The 16682-nt window shown below is 46.5% G+C and carries 10 protein-coding genes; 7 read left to right on the plus strand and 3 right to left on the minus strand.

Annotation, left to right across the window (positions count from 1 at the left end; translation table 11 throughout):
• Window positions 1-25 precede the first annotated feature (25 nt).
• The 3 genes from rplL to rpoC all read left to right on the plus strand — a co-directional run bounded on the left by rplL (window position 26) and on the right by rpoC (window position 8948).
• Window positions 26-394: a 50S ribosomal protein L7/L12 gene (gene rplL / locus OH458_RS12200; RefSeq protein WP_005476299.1), complete on the plus strand. Its 369-nt coding sequence runs from the start codon at window positions 26-28 to the stop codon at window positions 392-394.
• A 231-nt stretch (window positions 395-625) separates the two neighbouring features.
• Complete coding sequence (gene rpoB / locus OH458_RS12205; RefSeq protein WP_269978535.1) at window positions 626-4654, plus strand: DNA-directed RNA polymerase subunit beta; 4029 nt, start codon at window positions 626-628, stop codon at window positions 4652-4654.
• 91 nt (window positions 4655-4745) lie between these two features.
• The gene (gene rpoC / locus OH458_RS12210) at window positions 4746-8948 is read left to right on the plus strand and encodes a DNA-directed RNA polymerase subunit beta' (protein ID WP_269978536.1); all 4203 of its coding nucleotides are present in this window, start codon (window positions 4746-4748) and stop codon (window positions 8946-8948) included.
• A 152-nt stretch (window positions 8949-9100) separates the two neighbouring features.
• Here rpoC and OH458_RS12215 read toward each other — a convergent pair whose 3' ends face one another.
• Window positions 9101-9595 (minus strand): Rsd/AlgQ family anti-sigma factor, encoded by a 495-nt coding sequence (locus OH458_RS12215; RefSeq protein WP_005476304.1) that lies wholly within the window; start codon window positions 9593-9595, stop codon window positions 9101-9103.
• 179 nt (window positions 9596-9774) lie between these two features.
• Between OH458_RS12215 and nudC the strand changes: the two genes are divergently transcribed.
• The 4 genes from nudC to OH458_RS12235 all read left to right on the plus strand — a co-directional run bounded on the left by nudC (window position 9775) and on the right by OH458_RS12235 (window position 13706).
• Complete coding sequence (gene nudC / locus OH458_RS12220; protein WP_269978537.1) at window positions 9775-10563, plus strand: NAD(+) diphosphatase; 789 nt, start codon at window positions 9775-9777, stop codon at window positions 10561-10563.
• Window positions 10564-10823: 260 nt separating this feature from the next.
• On the plus strand, window positions 10824-11891 hold the full coding sequence (gene hemE, locus OH458_RS12225; RefSeq protein ID WP_005476295.1) for a uroporphyrinogen decarboxylase: 1068 nt from the start codon (window positions 10824-10826) through the stop codon (window positions 11889-11891).
• 106 nt (window positions 11892-11997) lie between these two features.
• The gene (locus OH458_RS12230; RefSeq protein WP_269978538.1) at window positions 11998-12633 is read left to right on the plus strand and encodes a TetR/AcrR family transcriptional regulator; all 636 of its coding nucleotides are present in this window, start codon (window positions 11998-12000) and stop codon (window positions 12631-12633) included.
• A 104-nt stretch (window positions 12634-12737) separates the two neighbouring features.
• A complete protein-coding gene (locus OH458_RS12235; RefSeq protein ID WP_269978539.1) occupies window positions 12738-13706 on the plus strand; it encodes a DHHA1 domain-containing protein in 969 nt (322 codons plus the stop codon).
• Window positions 13707-13711: 5 nt separating this feature from the next.
• Here the strand turns inward: OH458_RS12235 and OH458_RS12240 are convergent, their stop codons facing one another.
• Together OH458_RS12240 and gpmM are read right to left on the minus strand one after the other, a co-directional pair.
• Window positions 13712-14788 carry a murein hydrolase activator EnvC family protein gene (locus tag OH458_RS12240; protein WP_443088519.1) on the minus strand — a complete coding sequence of 359 codons (1077 nt, stop codon included), beginning with the start codon at window positions 14786-14788 and terminating at the stop codon, window positions 13712-13714.
• A gap of 257 nt (window positions 14789-15045) precedes the next feature.
• Window positions 15046-16578 (minus strand): 2,3-bisphosphoglycerate-independent phosphoglycerate mutase, encoded by a 1533-nt coding sequence (gene gpmM, locus OH458_RS12245; RefSeq protein ID WP_269978540.1) that lies wholly within the window; start codon window positions 16576-16578, stop codon window positions 15046-15048.
• Window positions 16579-16682 lie beyond the last annotated feature (104 nt).

Genomic DNA, 16682 nt, shown 5'->3' on the forward strand with positions numbered 1-16682 from the left:
ATTGTTGATTTAAAAGAGAATTGTTATGTCTATCACTAACGAGCAAATCCTAGACGCAGTTGCAGAAATGTCTGTAATGCAAGTTGTTGAACTAATCGAAGCAATGGAAGAGAAATTCGGTGTTTCTGCTGCTGCTGCTGTTGTAGCTGGCGGTGCTGCTGCAGGCGAAGCTGCTGCTGAGCAAACTGAATTCGACGTTATCCTAGAATCTGCTGGCGGTAACAAAGTTGCTGTAATCAAAGCAGTACGTGGCGCAACCGGCCTAGGTCTTAAAGAAGCTAAAGCTCTAGTAGACGGTGCTCCAGCACCTCTTAAAGAAGGCATCGAGAAAGACGAAGCTGAAGCTCTTAAAGCTCAGCTAGAAGAAGCTGGCGCAACTGTTGTTGTTAAGTAATTATTACTTAAGCTTCTTAGCCTAACGGCTATGGCTGGTGGTTTTATAACCACCGGCCTTTTTGCGCTGTAGGGGTTAGGTGATTTTTCCGCTGTTTAGGCGCCTACCTCCAAGCAAAAAACATTTCATTATCTCTTAACGAAATGTCACTACAGTTAAACAGTTGTTCAGTCACTGTCTCATAACGATTGGAGACAGTTTGGGTCACTTATCAGCGAGCTGAGGAACCCCATGGTTTACTCTTATACCGAGAAAAAGCGCATCCGTAAGGACTTTGGTACTCGTCCACAAGTTTTGGACATTCCATACCTGCTATCGATCCAGCTCGATTCGTTCGAAAAATTCATCGAACAGGATCCTGAAGGTCAATACGGTCTTGAAGCTGCTTTCCGTTCTGTATTTCCAATTCAGAGCTACAACGGCAATTCCGAGCTGCAATACGTTAGCTACCGTCTTGGTGAGCCAGTTTTTGATGTTAAAGAATGTCAAATCCGCGGCGTAACTTATTCAAAACCTCTACGCGTTAAACTACGCCTAGTTATCTTTGATAAAGACGCGCCAGCAGGTACTGTAAAAGATATTAAAGAACAAGAAGTCTACATGGGCGAAATTCCGCTTATGACAGACAATGGTACCTTCGTAATCAATGGTACCGAGAGGGTTATCGTATCCCAGCTGCACAGAAGCCCTGGCGTATTCTTCGACAGCGATAAGGGTAAGACCCACTCATCAGGTAAAGTTCTTTATAACGCACGTGTTATTCCTTACCGTGGTTCATGGCTTGATTTCGAGTTTGATCCTAAGGATAACCTATACGTACGTATCGACCGCCGTCGTAAGCTACCAGCATCTATCATTCTTCGCGCACTAGGTAAGACGACAGAAGAGATCCTGGACATCTTCTTTGAGAAGGTGAACTTCGAAGTTAAAGATCAAACTCTGCTTATGGAGCTTGTTCCTGATCGTCTACGTGGTGAAACTGCGTCATTCGATATCGAAGCAAACGGCAAAGTTTACGTTGAAACTGGTCGTCGTGTAACTGCTCGCCACATCCGTCAGCTTGAAAAAGATGGCGTTGATCATATCGAAGTACCTGTTGAGTACATCGTAGGCAAAGTTGCATCGAAAGATTACATCAACGAAGCGACTGGTGAGATCATTGTTGGTGCAAACCAAGAGATCAGTCTTGAAGCACTAGCGAACCTTTCGCAAGCTGGCCATAAAGCACTAGAAGTTCTATTTACGAACGATCTAGACCACGGTCCGTTCATGTCAGAAACACTACGTATCGACAGCACTGTTGATCGTATTTCTGCACTGGTAGAAATCTACCGCATGATGCGCCCGGGCGAGCCGCCAACGAAAGAAGCTGCTGAAGCACTATTCGAAAGCCTATTCTTCTCTGAAGAGCGTTACGATCTATCGACTGTTGGTCGTATGAAGTTCAACAGCTCTATCGAACGTGAAGATGCTCAAGAGCAAGGCACACTTGACGAAACTGATATCGTTGAAGTGATGAAGAAGCTTATCGCTATCCGAAACGGCATCGGTGAAGTGGACGATATCGACCACCTAGGTAACCGTCGTATCCGTTCTGTTGGCGAAATGGCAGAAAACCAATTCCGCGTTGGTCTAGTACGTGTTGAACGTGCTGTTAAAGAACGTCTAAGCCTTGGTGACCTTGATGCAATCATGCCTCAAGATCTTATCAACGCTAAGCCGATCTCTGCTGCGGTTAAAGAATTCTTTGGCTCTTCACAGCTTTCACAGTTCATGGACCAAAATAACCCGTTATCAGAAGTAACGCACAAGCGTCGTATTTCTGCATTGGGTCCTGGCGGTCTAACTCGTGAACGCGCTGGCTTCGAAGTTCGAGACGTACACGTAACTCACTACGGCCGTCTATGTCCTATCGAAACGCCGGAAGGTCCAAACATCGGTCTGATCAACTCTCTATCTGCGTTTGCACGTTGTAACGAGTACGGTTTCCTAGAGACTCCATACCGTCGCGTAGTAGATGGCGTAGTAACAGACGAAGTAGATTACCTATCTGCTATTCAGGAAGGTCAGTACGTTATCGCTCAGGCGAACACTGTTCTTACTGAAGAAGGTACATTCTCTGAAGAGCTAATCACTGCTCGTCAGAAAGGTGAATCTGGCCTACACCCACGCGAACATGTTGACTACATGGATGTTGCAACTAACCAGGTTGTATCTATCGCTGCATCGCTTATCCCGTTCCTAGAACACGATGATGCGAACCGTGCATTGATGGGTGCTAACATGCAACGTCAGGCAGTTCCAACACTTAAGGCTGATAAGCCTCTAGTTGGTACTGGTATTGAGCGTAACATCGCAGTTGACTCTGGTGTTACAGCAGTAGCGAAACGTGGTGGTGTAATCCAGTCTGTAGATGCTTCTCGCATCGTTGTTAAAGTTAACGAAGACGAGTTGATCCCTGGTGAAGCAGGTATCGATATCTACAACCTAACTAAATACACTCGTTCTAACCAAAACACGTGTATCAACCAGCGTCCATGTGTGATGCCAGGTGAACCAGTAGCACGTGGCGACGTTCTTGCTGATGGTCCTTCAACAGACCTTGGTGAGCTAGCGCTTGGTCAGAACATGCGTATCGCATTCATGCCTTGGAACGGTTACAACTTCGAAGACTCGATCTTAGTATCTGAGCGCGTAGTTCAAGAAGACCGTTTCACTACGATCCACATTCAAGAGCTATCTTGTGTGGCGCGTGATACTAAGCTTGGTGCTGAAGAAATCACAGCTGACATTCCAAACGTAGGTGAGTCTGCTCTGTCTAAACTAGACGAGTCAGGTATCGTTTACATTGGTGCGGAAGTGAAAGGCGGTGACATCCTTGTAGGTAAAGTAACGCCTAAAGGTGAAACTCAGCTAACTCCTGAAGAGAAGCTACTACGTGCTATCTTCGGTGAGAAAGCGTCAGACGTTAAAGATACGTCTCTACGCGTACCAAACTCTGTATCAGGTACGATCATCGACGTTCAAGTATTTACTCGTGACGGTGTTGAAAAAGACAAACGTGCACTTGAAATTGAACAGATGCAGCTTAAAGAAGCGAAGAAAGACCTAACTGAAGAATTCCAGATTCTTGAGGGAGGCCTTCTAAACCGTGTTAAAGCTGTACTAATCGACGGTGGTTACACTGAAGCGAAACTAGACTCTATCGATCGTAAGAAGTGGCTAGAGCTAACGCTTGAAGACGATGCGCAACAGTCACAGCTTGAGCAACTTGCTGAGCAGTGGGATGAGCTAAAAGCTGACTTCGATAAGAAATTCGAAACTAAGCGTCGCAAGATCACTCAAGGTGATGATCTAGCACCTGGCGTACTGAAGATCGTTAAGGTTTACCTAGCGGTTAAACGTCGTATCCAGCCTGGTGATAAGATGGCGGGTCGTCACGGTAACAAGGGTGTAATCTCTAAAATCAACCCTGTTGAAGACATGCCTTACGATGAGAAAGGTCAGCCGGTTGACATCGTACTAAACCCACTAGGTGTACCTTCGCGTATGAACATCGGTCAGATCCTAGAAGTACACTTAGGTCTGGCAGCGAAAGGTATCGGTGACAAGATCAACCAGATGGTGAAAGAGCAGCAAGAGCTTGCTAAGTTCCGTGACTTCCTACAGAAGGTTTACGATCTTGGTGATACTCGTCAGAAAGTAGACGTAGCGTCTCTATCTGATGATGAAGTTCGTACGCTGATCAAGAACCTACGTGGTGGTCTACCGATCGCGACTCCAGTATTTGACGGTGCTTCTGAGCAATCAATCAAAGAGCTTCTGAAACTAGGTGATCTGCCAGAATCAGGTCAGCTTAAGCTGTTTGATGGTCGCACAGGTGACGAGTTTGAGCGTCCAGTAACTGTTGGTTACATGTACATGCTGAAACTGAACCACCTTGTTGATGACAAGATGCACGCTCGTTCAACTGGTTCGTACAGCCTAGTAACTCAGCAACCACTTGGTGGTAAAGCTCAGTTCGGTGGTCAGCGTTTCGGTGAGATGGAAGTATGGGCACTAGAAGCATACGGTGCTGCTTACACGCTTCAAGAAATGCTAACCGTTAAGTCGGATGACGTTAACGGCCGTACTAAGATGTATAAGAACATCGTAGATGGTAACCACAGCATGGAACCTGGTATGCCAGAATCGTTCAACGTATTGTTGAAAGAGATTCGCTCGCTAGGTATCAACATCGAGCTAGAAGACGAAGAGTAATCCCTTCTTTCTAAATAGAAAAAGAGATTATTTGGTAGAAGGTGCTCACTTTTGCGGGTGAGCTCCTTTTAACTCCTTACAGGAGCTGATTGTGAAAGACTTATTAAACTTTCTAAAAGCGCAGCATAAGACCGAAGAATTTGATGCAATCAAAATCGGTCTATCTTCACCAGACATGATCCGTTCATGGTCTTTCGGTGAAGTTAAAAAACCTGAAACGATCAACTATCGTACGTTCAAGCCTGAGCGTGATGGTCTGTTCTGTGCGCGTATCTTTGGTCCAGTAAAAGACTACGAATGTCTTTGTGGCAAATACAAGCGTCTGAAACATCGTGGCGTTATCTGTGAGAAGTGTGGCGTTGAAGTTACACAAACTAAAGTTCGTCGTGACCGCATGGGCCACATCGAGCTTGCATCACCAGTTGCTCACATCTGGTTCCTAAAATCACTACCGTCTCGTATCGGTCTACTAATGGATATCCCTCTACGTGATATCGAACGTGTTCTTTACTTCGAAATGTACGTAGTAACTGAACCAGGTATGACAGATCTAGAAAAATCTCAGATGCTTACTGAAGAAGAGTATCTGGATCGTCTAGAAGAGTGGGGTGATGAATTCACGGCTAAGATGGGTGCGGAAGCGATCAAAGACCTACTTGCGTCTATGGATCTTCCTGCTGAAATCGAAGAAATGCGTGAAGAGCTTCAGTCTACTAACTCAGAGACTAAGCGTAAGAAAATCACTAAGCGTCTGAAGCTTGTTGAAGCGTTTGTTCAATCTGGTAACAACCCAGAGTGGATGATCCTAACTGTGCTTCCGGTACTTCCGCCAGATCTACGTCCTCTAGTACCACTAGACGGCGGTCGCTTTGCGACTTCTGATCTGAACGACCTATACCGTCGCGTAATCAACCGTAACAACCGTTTGAAGCGTCTTCTAGAGCTAGCTGCTCCGGACATCATCGTACGTAACGAAAAACGTATGCTGCAAGAGTCTGTTGATGCACTTCTAGATAACGGTCGTCGCGGTCGTGCGATCACAGGTTCGAACAAACGTCCTCTGAAATCTCTTGCTGATATGATCAAGGGTAAGCAAGGTCGTTTCCGTCAGAACCTTCTAGGTAAGCGTGTAGACTACTCTGGCCGTTCTGTTATCACAGTAGGTCCATACCTTCGTCTGCACCAGTGTGGTCTTCCTAAGAAGATGGCACTTGAGCTATTCAAACCATTTATCTACAGCAAGCTAGAGACTCGTGGTCTTGCGACGACAATCAAAGCTGCTAAGAAGATGGTAGAGCGTGAAGAAGCGGTTGTTTGGGATATCCTAGACGAAGTAATCCGTGAACACCCAGTACTATTGAACCGTGCACCTACACTTCACCGTCTAGGTATCCAGGCGTTCGAACCAGTACTGATCGAAGGTAAAGCGATCCAGCTACACCCACTAGTGTGTGCGGCATACAACGCCGACTTCGATGGTGACCAAATGGCGGTTCACGTGCCTCTAACTCTAGAAGCACAGCTTGAAGCTCGTACACTGATGATGTCGACAAATAACATTCTGTCGCCAGCGTCAGGTGATCCGATTATCGTACCTTCTCAGGACGTTGTATTGGGTCTTTACTACATGACTCGTGACAAGATCAACGTGAAAGGCGAAGGTATGTACCTTGCTAGCCCAGCTGAGGCTGAGAAGGCATACCGTACTAAGACTGCGGAGCTACACGCTCGAGTTAAAGTTCGTATCACTGAGACTGTTAAAGACGAAGATGGCAACAGCACAACTGAGACTAAGATGGTTGATACAACTATCGGTCGTGCAATGCTATGGCAAATCGTGCCAGCAGGTCTTCCGTACAGCATCGTTAACCAAAAGCTAGGTAAGAAGCAGATCTCTCACCTACTTAACGAGGCGTACCGTAAGCTAGGTCTTAAAGACACGGTAATCTTCGCTGACCAAATCATGTACACAGGTTTCGCTTACGCGGCACTTTCTGGTGTCTCTGTTGGTATCGACGATATGGTTGTACCTGCAGCTAAGTACACTGAGATCGAAGAAGCGGAAGCAGAAGTTCGCGAAATTCAAGAACAGTACCAATCGGGTCTTGTAACTGCGGGTGAGCGCTACAACAAAGTGATCGATATTTGGGCATCGACCAACGATCGCGTAGCGAAAGCGATGATGGAGAACCTATCTTCTGAAACTGTTGTTAACCGCGACGGTGACGAAGAGCAGCAAGAGTCATTCAACAGCATCTACATGATGGCTGACTCGGGCGCTCGTGGTTCTGCAGCTCAGATTCGTCAGCTTGCAGGTATGCGTGGTCTGATGGCGCGTCCAGATGGTTCAATCATCGAAACGCCGATTACTGCGAACTTTAAAGAAGGTCTAAACGTACTTCAGTACTTTATCTCAACGCACGGTGCTCGTAAGGGGCTTGCGGATACGGCACTGAAAACAGCGAACTCGGGTTACCTGACTCGTCGTCTAGTAGACGTTGCTCAAGACGTTGTAGTTACAGAGCACGACTGTGGCACTCACGAAGGCGTTCACATGATGCCTCACATCGAGGGTGGTGATGTTAAGGTTGCTCTTACTGAACTTGCTCTTGGTCGTGTAGTTGCTGAAGACGTTCTTAAGCCAGGTACTGAAGATGTTCTGATCCCACGTAATACTCTAATTGATGAGAAGTGGTGTCAGATCATGGAAGAAAACTCTGTAGACAGCATGAAAGTGCGCTCAGTTGTAACATGTGACACAGACTTCGGTTGTTGTGCTCAGTGTTACGGCCGTGACCTAGCACGTGGTCACCTAGTGAACCAAGGTGAAGCAGTAGGTGTTATCGCTGCTCAGTCTATCGGTGAACCAGGTACACAGCTAACGATGCGTACGTTCCACATCGGTGGTGCAGCATCTACTGCAGCAGCAGAGAACAGCATCCAAGCTAAGAACACAGGTACTGTTAAACTTCACAACGCGAAGTTCGTAACGAACAAAGACGGTAAGCTTGTTATCACTTCTCGTGCTTCTGAACTAACTATCATTGATGAGTTCGGTCGTACGAAAGAGAAGCACAAACTGCCTTACGGTTCTCTACTGTCTAAAGGCGACAACGACGCAGTTGAAGCTGGTGAAACAGTAGCTAACTGGGAAGCGCACACTATGCCAATCATCACTGAAGTGGCAGGTCGCATCCAGTTCGTAGACATGATCGACGGTGTTACAGTTTCTCGCCAAACAGATGACCTAACAGGTCTATCTTCAAGCGAAGTAACTGACGCAGCAGCTCGCCCATCTGCAGGTAAAGATATGCGTCCAGCTATCAAACTTGTTGATGCAGCAGGCAACGACGTAATGATTCCTGGTACTGAAATGCCAGCTCACTACTTCCTACCTGGTAAAGCGATCGTGAACATCGAAGACGGCGCAGAAGTAGGTGTGGGTGATACACTTGCACGTATTCCTCAGAAGTCTGGTGGTAACAAAGATATCACCGGTGGTCTTCCACGCGTTGCGGACCTATTCGAAGCACGTAAGCCAAAAGAGCCTGCGATCCTTGCTGAGAAGACGGGTACTGTTAGCTTCGGTAAAGAGACCAAAGGTAAGCGTCGTCTAGTTATCACTCAAGAGAGTGGTGAAGCGTACGAAGAGATGATTCCTAAGCATCGTCAGCTTAACGTTTTCGAAGGCGAAAAAGTTGAGTGTGGTGACGTAATTGCGGATGGTCCAGAGTCTCCACATGACATTCTACGTCTACGTGGTGTACACGCTGTGACTGAATACATCGCGAACGAAGTTCAAGAAGTATACCGTCTGCAAGGCGTTAAGATTAACGATAAGCACATTGAGACTATCGTTCGTCAGATGCTACGTAAGTGTACAATCACATTTGCTGGTGACTCTGAGTTCCTAGCCGGTGAGCAGGTTGAATACGCGAACGTTAAAGTTGCTAACCGTCAACTAGAAGCAGAAGGCAAAGAGCCAGCACGCTTCGAACGCGAACTACTAGGTATCACGAAGGCGTCTCTAGCGACTGAATCGTTCATCTCTGCGGCATCGTTCCAGGAGACAACTCGCGTACTAACAGAAGCCGCGGTTTCTGGTAAGCGTGATGAGCTACGTGGTCTGAAAGAAAACGTAATTGTTGGTCGTCTAATCCCAGCAGGTACAGGTTTCGCATACCACCAAGAGCGTCAAGCTAAGCGTGTAGAAGAGCAAGAAGGTCCTTCAGCTGAACAAGCAACAGACAACCTTGCAGCACTGCTTAACGCAGGTTTCTCATCTGACGAGTAATCGCAGATAAAGAAATGACAAAAGGCACCTTCGGGTGCCTTTTTTGTGTCTATATCATGGGACTTTTGTTGCTGATAGCTATGCCTGTAGGCAAAAAGCATAGGGTCAACGTGTTTACGTTAACCCGTCGTGATGGCAAGTTATTTTCCTGGTTATGCGCCCGGAGGGATGGCTAAGCTGTCAGCGATCAACTGAATTAAGCTGTCTTCTACCTCAAAACGCATTTCTAATACTTCACCAACTGAGGACATGTCGGCTTCGAAGTCAGGCAGTTCATCTTCTGCGCTGACATTAACGTACTTGTCGTTGAATTCCAAAAGTGGGTCGGTAGTGAGTACAATCTTAGCGTAGGCGGCATCAATCTCGTTGTTTGTCTTAAAGCCGGTAGCTTGCCACTTTTCCATTACCATGTCGTAAATTTTGAAATGGCCTTCGGAGATGTAGTCGACAACGTGGTCGCAAAAAGAGCTAATTTGCTTAGGAGAAGGGAGCTCAACCACGTTACTGTGCCCATTGACGGGCTGGAGAGAACCGAGTTTACAGTATTCAACAATCAGTGATTGTCGAGTTTCTAGCCAATGGTCAATGACTTCACTTGAGCCACCCCACTGTTCTTGTGTTCTTTTTAGTTTATTTAGCATGACCATGCCCTCATGATCGGATCACACTCCGGTGATCATTACGCTTTGTAGTAACAAAGCTGTTCTAGAGATACAACCTCTTGTCCTTACTAGAATTTATAGCCAGAAAATTGCCTTACTACAAACTCTGGTATGAATTTAGATTGCCAGTAAAATGGTTTGACTGCAAGTGAAGAGGATGGACAATGTTAAATAAAGGTGACATCAACCCTATACATAACTGTTACTGGTGTGTTGTGTCTGGGAGTGACATTTGGTTGTTAGACGGAAGATTACCCAAAGGCAGCAGCCATGAATTAGATCTACCTCTAGAGCTTGCCACTGAAGTGGGCGTCTATGAAAGGATACCAGTGATGTGGCTTAATGAAGCGGATTTGAGCTGCGACTATGTGCTAACGTCACTGCGAGATTGTTTGCATTTTCCTGAGCCCTTGTTTTTGCTCATGAGCAAAGCCATTCAATATGGCCATATGAACCAATCAATGCGCTTTTGTCCTCAATGTGGAGGCCGTAATCACCTCAATCACAATCAACTAGCCATGCAATGTGGGGATTGTCGGACATTGCATTATCCAAGAATTTTTCCATGCATCATCGTTGCTGTCCGTAAAGACAGCCAACTGCTGCTTGCCCAACATCCAAGGCATCGTAATGGTATGTATACCGTCATTGCGGGCTTCTTGGAGGTAGGAGAAACCCTAGAGCAATGTGTTGCCCGCGAAGTCAAAGAAGAAACCGGTATTGAGGTGACCAACATTCGCTACGTTGGCAGTCAGCCATGGGCGTTTCCATCCAGTATGATGATGGGATTTCTTGCCGATTATCAATCTGGCACGTTAAAGCCGGATTATAGTGAGCTGAGTGATGCTCGTTGGTTCCACCCTAACGATATGCCGCCAGTCGCCCCCAAAGGGACGATTGCTCGTGAACTTATTGAAACAACATGTCAGCTAATAAATGACTTAGAGTCTTGAAAAATAGGCAAAAAAAACCCTCCATGAAGGAGGGGGTAAGTAAGATGTCGTTATGAGATGCCAAGCACTGAGTGCTCGGTTTATAATTGTAGTTTTCGCTAGCAAACAAATTTTTAACACCCTTACTGAATGGGTGCAAATTAAGCACTGATTTTATAGTTAATAACTTGATCTAGGTTGCAAAGCACACAGCTTTTGCGAGCCAAACAGTGTTAGAATAACGGCCACAAAAAGTGAGTCTAAAGAATCGGATATACGGAATGACAGAATTAAAAAATGATCGTTACCTGCGCGCTCTGCTCAAGCAGCCAGTCGATTACACACCAGTATGGATGATGCGCCAAGCAGGTCGATACCTTCCAGAATATAAAGCAACGCGCGCTGAAGCCGGTGATTTTATGTCACTGTGTAAAAACGCTGAGCTCGCGTCAGAGGTAACTCTTCAGCCACTGCGTCGTTTTCCTTTGGATGCTGCGATTCTATTCTCTGATATTCTGACTATCCCAGATGCAATGGGCCTTGAGCTTCGTTTTGCTGCCGGTGAAGGGCCAGTATTCGACAAGCCAATTACCTGTAAAGCGGACGTTGAAAAGATCGGTATTCCCGATCCTGAAGGTGAACTGAAGTACGTAATGAACGCTGTGCGTCAGATCCGTAAAGATCTGAACGGTGATGTCCCATTGATCGGTTTCTCTGGTAGCCCTTGGACGCTCGCGACTTACATGGTTGAAGGTGGTAGCTCTAAGGCTTTCACTAAGATCAAAAAGATGATGTACGCTGAGCCACAAACGCTGCACCTACTTCTAGATAAGCTAGCAGACAGCGTGATTGAGTACTTAAACGCACAGATCAAAGCGGGGGCGCAATCTGTGATGGTATTTGATACTTGGGGTGGCGTGCTGACTCCCCGTGACTACAACCTATTCTCGCTGCAATACATGCACAAGATTGTCGACGGTCTAATCCGTGAAAACGACGGTCGTCGTGTTCCTGTTACCCTATTCACTAAGAATGGTGGTATGTGGCTTGAGCAGATCGCAGCAACGGGCTGTGATGCAGTTGGTCTAGACTGGACAATCAATATCCAAGATGCGGTGAAGCGTGTTGGCGATAAAGTGGCACTGCAAGGCAATATGGATCCATCTATGTTGTACGCATCGCCAGAACGTATTCGTGAGGAAGTTGCGACAATCCTTGAAGGGTTTGGTGATGCAGGTACAGGCCATGTATTTAACCTCGGCCACGGTATCCACTTAGATGTTCCGCCAGAAAACGCAGGCGTGTTTGTTGAAGCCGTACATGAGCTATCTAAGCCGTACCACAAATAACTAAGTAACTGATTGAAAGCGCCTGATATGACCAGGCGCTTTTTTGTTATGGGTTACACTAACCGCTATACTGCACAAGAGAAATGGAAGAGGGTACGGAATAATAATGAAAACACGCGACAAAATAGTGTTGGCAGCATTAGAACTATTCAATCAACACGGTGAACGTAACATCACCACGAATCACATTGCTGCGCATATCGACATCAGTCCGGGAAACCTTTATTACCACTTCCGCAACAAGCAAGAGATCGTCCGCGAGATTTTTGCACTTTATTCGAATGAGCTTCTAGAGCGCTTCACCCCAATCCAAGCTCAGCAGGAAAGTCTAGTGATGCTGAAGCATTATCTGAATTCTATTTTTACTTTGATGTGGAAATACCGATTCTTTTACGCCAACTTGCCAGAGATTCTGCAGCGAGACGAACAGTTGCATGAGGAATACATTCAGGTACAGGAAAAGTTACAAACCAATCTAGTTAACATTATGCGAGTCTTTGTCGGGTTGGAGCTGCTGAATGTCGAAGAGAGCGAAATGAAGCCTCTCGTGACGACACTGCATCTTATCGCGTGCAGTTGGTTGGGCTATCAAGCCGCGATGTCACCAAAGACTCAAATCACGGAGCAAGTCATCCACCAAGGTATGTTGCAAATGATCGCTGTGGTGAAGCCCAAAGCGACTGAACAAGGTCTTGAGCAGTTACAGTTGCTAGAAGATGGAGTAAAAGCAATCCACGCATAAGTGCTTGTCTCGCATCGAATCTTACCTAAGATATAACCAATTCAAATTGTCCTCAGTTTTTGAACCCATTAAAGTGTAGTCAGATACTTTGATGGGTTTATTCTATGCACTACGATGTTTTTAATGGCGATGCGGATGGCATCATCGCTCTGTTGCAACTGCGCTTGGCTCAGCCCATGGAATCCACGTTAGTGACGGGAGTTAAGCGAGATGTTCAACTGCTAAAGACGTTGTCGGTATCTGCTGGTGATACTCTTACCGTTCTTGATATCTCTATGGCTCAGAATCATGCTGAACTTCGTCAGGCGTTGGCTAGCGGCGTTCGAGTGTTTTACGCGGATCACCACAAAGCAGGAGAGATTCCTGACCATCCGCATCTAGAGGCGCATATTGACCTGGACGCAAACACTTGTACCGCACTGATAGTCGATGAGCTGCTAAACGGCCGCTTCCATACTTGGGCGATTACCGCTGCATATGGTGACAATCTGGTAGCTAAAGCGGATCAACTGGCTGACAAGGCGGGTTTGAGCGTCTTGGAGAAAGCGCAACTCAAAGAGCTAGGAACCCTGATCAACTACAATGGATATGGCGCGAATGTTGGCGATCTTCATTATGCTCCGGATGATCTTTTTAAAGCGCTGTTAGCTTATGATACCCCCTTTGCGTTGCTTGCTGACAAATCATCGCCATTCTACGTACTTCAGTCAGCGTATCAGCAGGATATGGACCTAGCGTTAACGACCGAAGCGCAATATCAAAGTGAGGTGTTAGGAGTGTTCGAATTGCCTAATTGTGCAGCCTCAAGAAGAATCAGTGGCGTGTATGGCAATCTCTTAGCCAATCAATCTCCCGATTGCGCGCATGCCGTAATGACCCAAAACAGTGATGGAACGTATACCGTCTCATTGAGAGCACCATTGAATAACAAGCAAGGTGCAGGAGATATTTGTTCTCAGTTCCTCACTGGCGGTGGTCGCGCCGCCGCCGCCGGTGTGAACGCTTTACCTAAAGAGCAGCTTGAGCACTTTATTGAGATTGTTGAGGCTTACTATCGCGGCCAGTCCATTTAAGTGAATTAGCGGGTTAACCACGATTTAGGGTTTTGGGTTTTGCTGTTTCGGCGAATTTCAAAGTAGAGTGATGGTCTTGATTGTCCGCCAGTATCTCCAGCTAGGGCGATGGTTTCCCCCGCAGTGACCTTGTCGCCTTCTTTCTTTAGCAGGCTTTGATTAAAGCCGTATAGCGTCATATCGCCTTTGCCGTGGTCGAGCAAAACAACCAAGCCATAGCCACGTAGATAATCCGCAAAGACCACCGTGCCTGAATAGACGGCTTTCACTGACTGACCATAGTTGGCGTTGATGACCATACCTTTCCAGTTAAGTTGGCCAGTTTGTTTTGTCCCGTAATTATGTAGCACTCTACCTTTGACCGGCCAAGGCAGTTTGCCTTTTTGGCGAGCTAAACCGTCCATAGGCACCGCATTTCGCTTCGCGGCTTTGGCGATTTCTGCTTTTAGGCGAGTTTCATTGCGCTGAAGTTCTGACAGGTACACTTTGTCGTTTGAAATGCTCTTCTTAATTTTCGAGACCGTTCCTTTGCGCTGCGATTGCGTTTTTGTTAATTGATCGCTTTTTTGGGTTTGTTGCGTTAGGAGTGCCGTTATCTCTTGTTGCTCAAGTTTGAGTTGCTGATGGCTGAGTTCAAGTTGCTCGACCGTTTGCTCTAGCTCATGAATTGTCTCAGCGCGTTGTTTGGCTAAGTGTTGAAAATACTGACTGATCCTATCTTCTTCGACACCATGATTGAGTATGTTAGAAGAGGATTTAGCGCGTTGGGTGATGTAATAGGTCTGGACTAACTCTGCAAGCTTGTCGCTTTGCGCTTTCTTCTGCGCCTCTAAGCGCGAGATGTTCTCTTGCAGGGACTCAATGTTCTGATTGGTTTGATCGAGTGATGCTTTCGTCTTTTTGATATCACTGCGTAAACGTGCAATTGTGGTTTCCTGATTGCGGAGTGACTTTTGCAGGTCGTCGAGTTTTTTCTGTTGGCTACTTAAGGATTGTTTTTGGCGCGATATTTCACCGCTCACGCCCTTCAGTTCTGCGTCTGAGGCAGCATAGCTGATAGAGGTGGAACTCAGGGAAAGGATGAACCCAAGCGCGCACAACGTGAAATACGCAGAAACAGTCCTTGGTCGAATCACTATCTATATCCTATCTGAGCCATGTCTTTGAGAAAAAACAGTATACCCAAACCTTTTGTGAGGAAGAAAGGAGAATGTGAAAAGTTGCAGGTCGTCAATCTCGTTATTGCTTGAATGGACCATGTTCTAATTCAAGCGCACTAAATCGGTGGGCACAAAAAACCCGAGCAAAGCTCGGGTTTGTATTCGTCATTCCAGAAGGTTTACTTCACAAGAACCGTACCAGTCATTTCTGCTGGGATTTCTAGACCTGTTAGCGCTAGCATTGTTGGTGCTAGGTCAGACAGTTTACCGCCTTCTTTGAACTCAACATCTTTGTCACCAACGTAGACTAGCGGCACTGGTAGGTTGGTGTGCGCAGTGTGCGTGCCACCTGTTTCTGGGTCTACCATCATCTCTGCGTTACCGTGGTCAGCAGTGATCAGCATTTGACCACCGACTTCTTCGATAGCTGCTGTTACTTTAGCTACACATTCGTCCATTGCTTCAATTGCTTGAACGGCTGCTTCGTAAACGCCAGTGTGGCCAACCATATCTGGGTTCGGGTAGTTACAGATGATGGTGTCGTACTTACCAGACTTGATAGCTGCAACCATCTTCTCAGTCAGTTCAGCTGAGCTCATCTCTGGCTGTAGGTCGTAAGTTGCTACTTTTGGTGAAGCAACAAGTTGACGCTCTTCGCCTTCAAATTCGTTCTCAACACCACCGTTGAAGAAGAAAGTTACGTGAGCGTATTTCTCAGTTTCAGAGATACGTAGCTGAGTTTTACCTTGCTTAGATAGCCACTCACCGTAAGTATTTTCTAGAGATGCTGGTGGGAATGCGATCGCTAGTGGGATGTCCGCTGCGTATTGCGTTAGCATCACGAAGTTTATTGCAGGGAATACAGCGCGCTCAAAGCCATCAAATGCAGGTACGAAAGTACGAGTGATTTGACGAGCACGGTCAGCACGATAGTTCATGAAGATTACTGCATCGCCGTCTGCGATTACTGCATCTTCTTGACCTTCTGCTTTGATTGCTGTTGCTTTAACAAACTCATCGTTTTCGTCACGAGCGTAAGCCGCTTCAAGGCCTGCTACAGCTGAATCGAACGTGAATTCTGCTTTCGCTTGAGTTAGAAGATCGTAAGCAACTTGTACGCGATCCCAGTTGTTGTCACGGTCCATAGCGTAGTAACGACCAACTAGAGAAGCCACACGGCCTTTGCCTAGTTTAGCGAATAGCTCGTCAAAGCGCTTTAGTGAGTTTTCTGCGCTGCGTGGCGGAGTGTCACGGCCGTCTAGGAAGCAGTGCAGGTAAATCTTCTCTGCGCCACGTGCCGCTGCCATTTCAACGGCTGCGTAGATGTGATCTTCGTGAGAGTGTACGCCACCTGGAGACATTAGACCCATGATGTGGACTGCTTTGTCCGCTTTAACCGCTGATTCAATCGCTTCTACGATAGCTGGAGTTTCAGCAAACTCACCGTCAGCAATAGATTTAGTGATGCGAGTTAGGTCTTGGTATACCACGCGGCCTGCGCCGATGTTAGTGTGGCCAACTTCTGAGTTACCCATTTGACCGTCAGGTAGGCCAACATCCATGCCAGAAGCAGAGATTAGAGTGTTTGGTTTATTAGCAAACAGGCTGTCTAGGAAAGGAGTTTTCGCGTTTGCGATTGCGTTGCTTGCTGTATCTTCACGGTGACCGTAACCGTCAAGAATAACTAGAGCCATAGGCTTCTTAGCTGTCATAGTGATGACCTCGTCAAATTTCAAAGTAACTTTGGAAACTAAATTAGCGTAATTTTACTACACTTTTTAACCAAAACTGTAGGTTAAGATCAAATATTGTTTGT

The sequence above is a fragment of the Vibrio sp. MarTm2 genome, from assembly GCF_027587055.1.
Lineage (GTDB): Bacteria > Pseudomonadota > Gammaproteobacteria > Enterobacterales > Vibrionaceae > Vibrio > Vibrio sinaloensis_D.

Excerpts from the sequence above, each read along its gene's own strand:
- nudC (WP_269978537.1), top strand. The coding sequence starts at position 9,775 with ATGTTAAATAAAGGTGACATCAACCCTATACATAACTGTTACTGGTGT.
- OH458_RS12215 (WP_005476304.1), bottom strand. The coding sequence starts at position 9,595 with ATGGTCATGCTAAATAAACTAAAAAGAACACAAGAACAGTGGGGTGGC.
- gpmM (WP_269978540.1), bottom strand. The coding sequence starts at position 16,578 with ATGACAGCTAAGAAGCCTATGGCTCTAGTTATTCTTGACGGTTACGGT.
- rpoB (WP_269978535.1), top strand. The coding sequence starts at position 626 with ATGGTTTACTCTTATACCGAGAAAAAGCGCATCCGTAAGGACTTTGGT.
- hemE (WP_005476295.1), top strand. The coding sequence starts at position 10,824 with ATGACAGAATTAAAAAATGATCGTTACCTGCGCGCTCTGCTCAAGCAG.
- OH458_RS12230 (WP_269978538.1), top strand. The coding sequence starts at position 11,998 with ATGAAAACACGCGACAAAATAGTGTTGGCAGCATTAGAACTATTCAAT.
- OH458_RS12235 (WP_269978539.1), top strand. The coding sequence starts at position 12,738 with ATGCACTACGATGTTTTTAATGGCGATGCGGATGGCATCATCGCTCTG.
- rplL (WP_005476299.1), top strand. The coding sequence starts at position 26 with ATGTCTATCACTAACGAGCAAATCCTAGACGCAGTTGCAGAAATGTCT.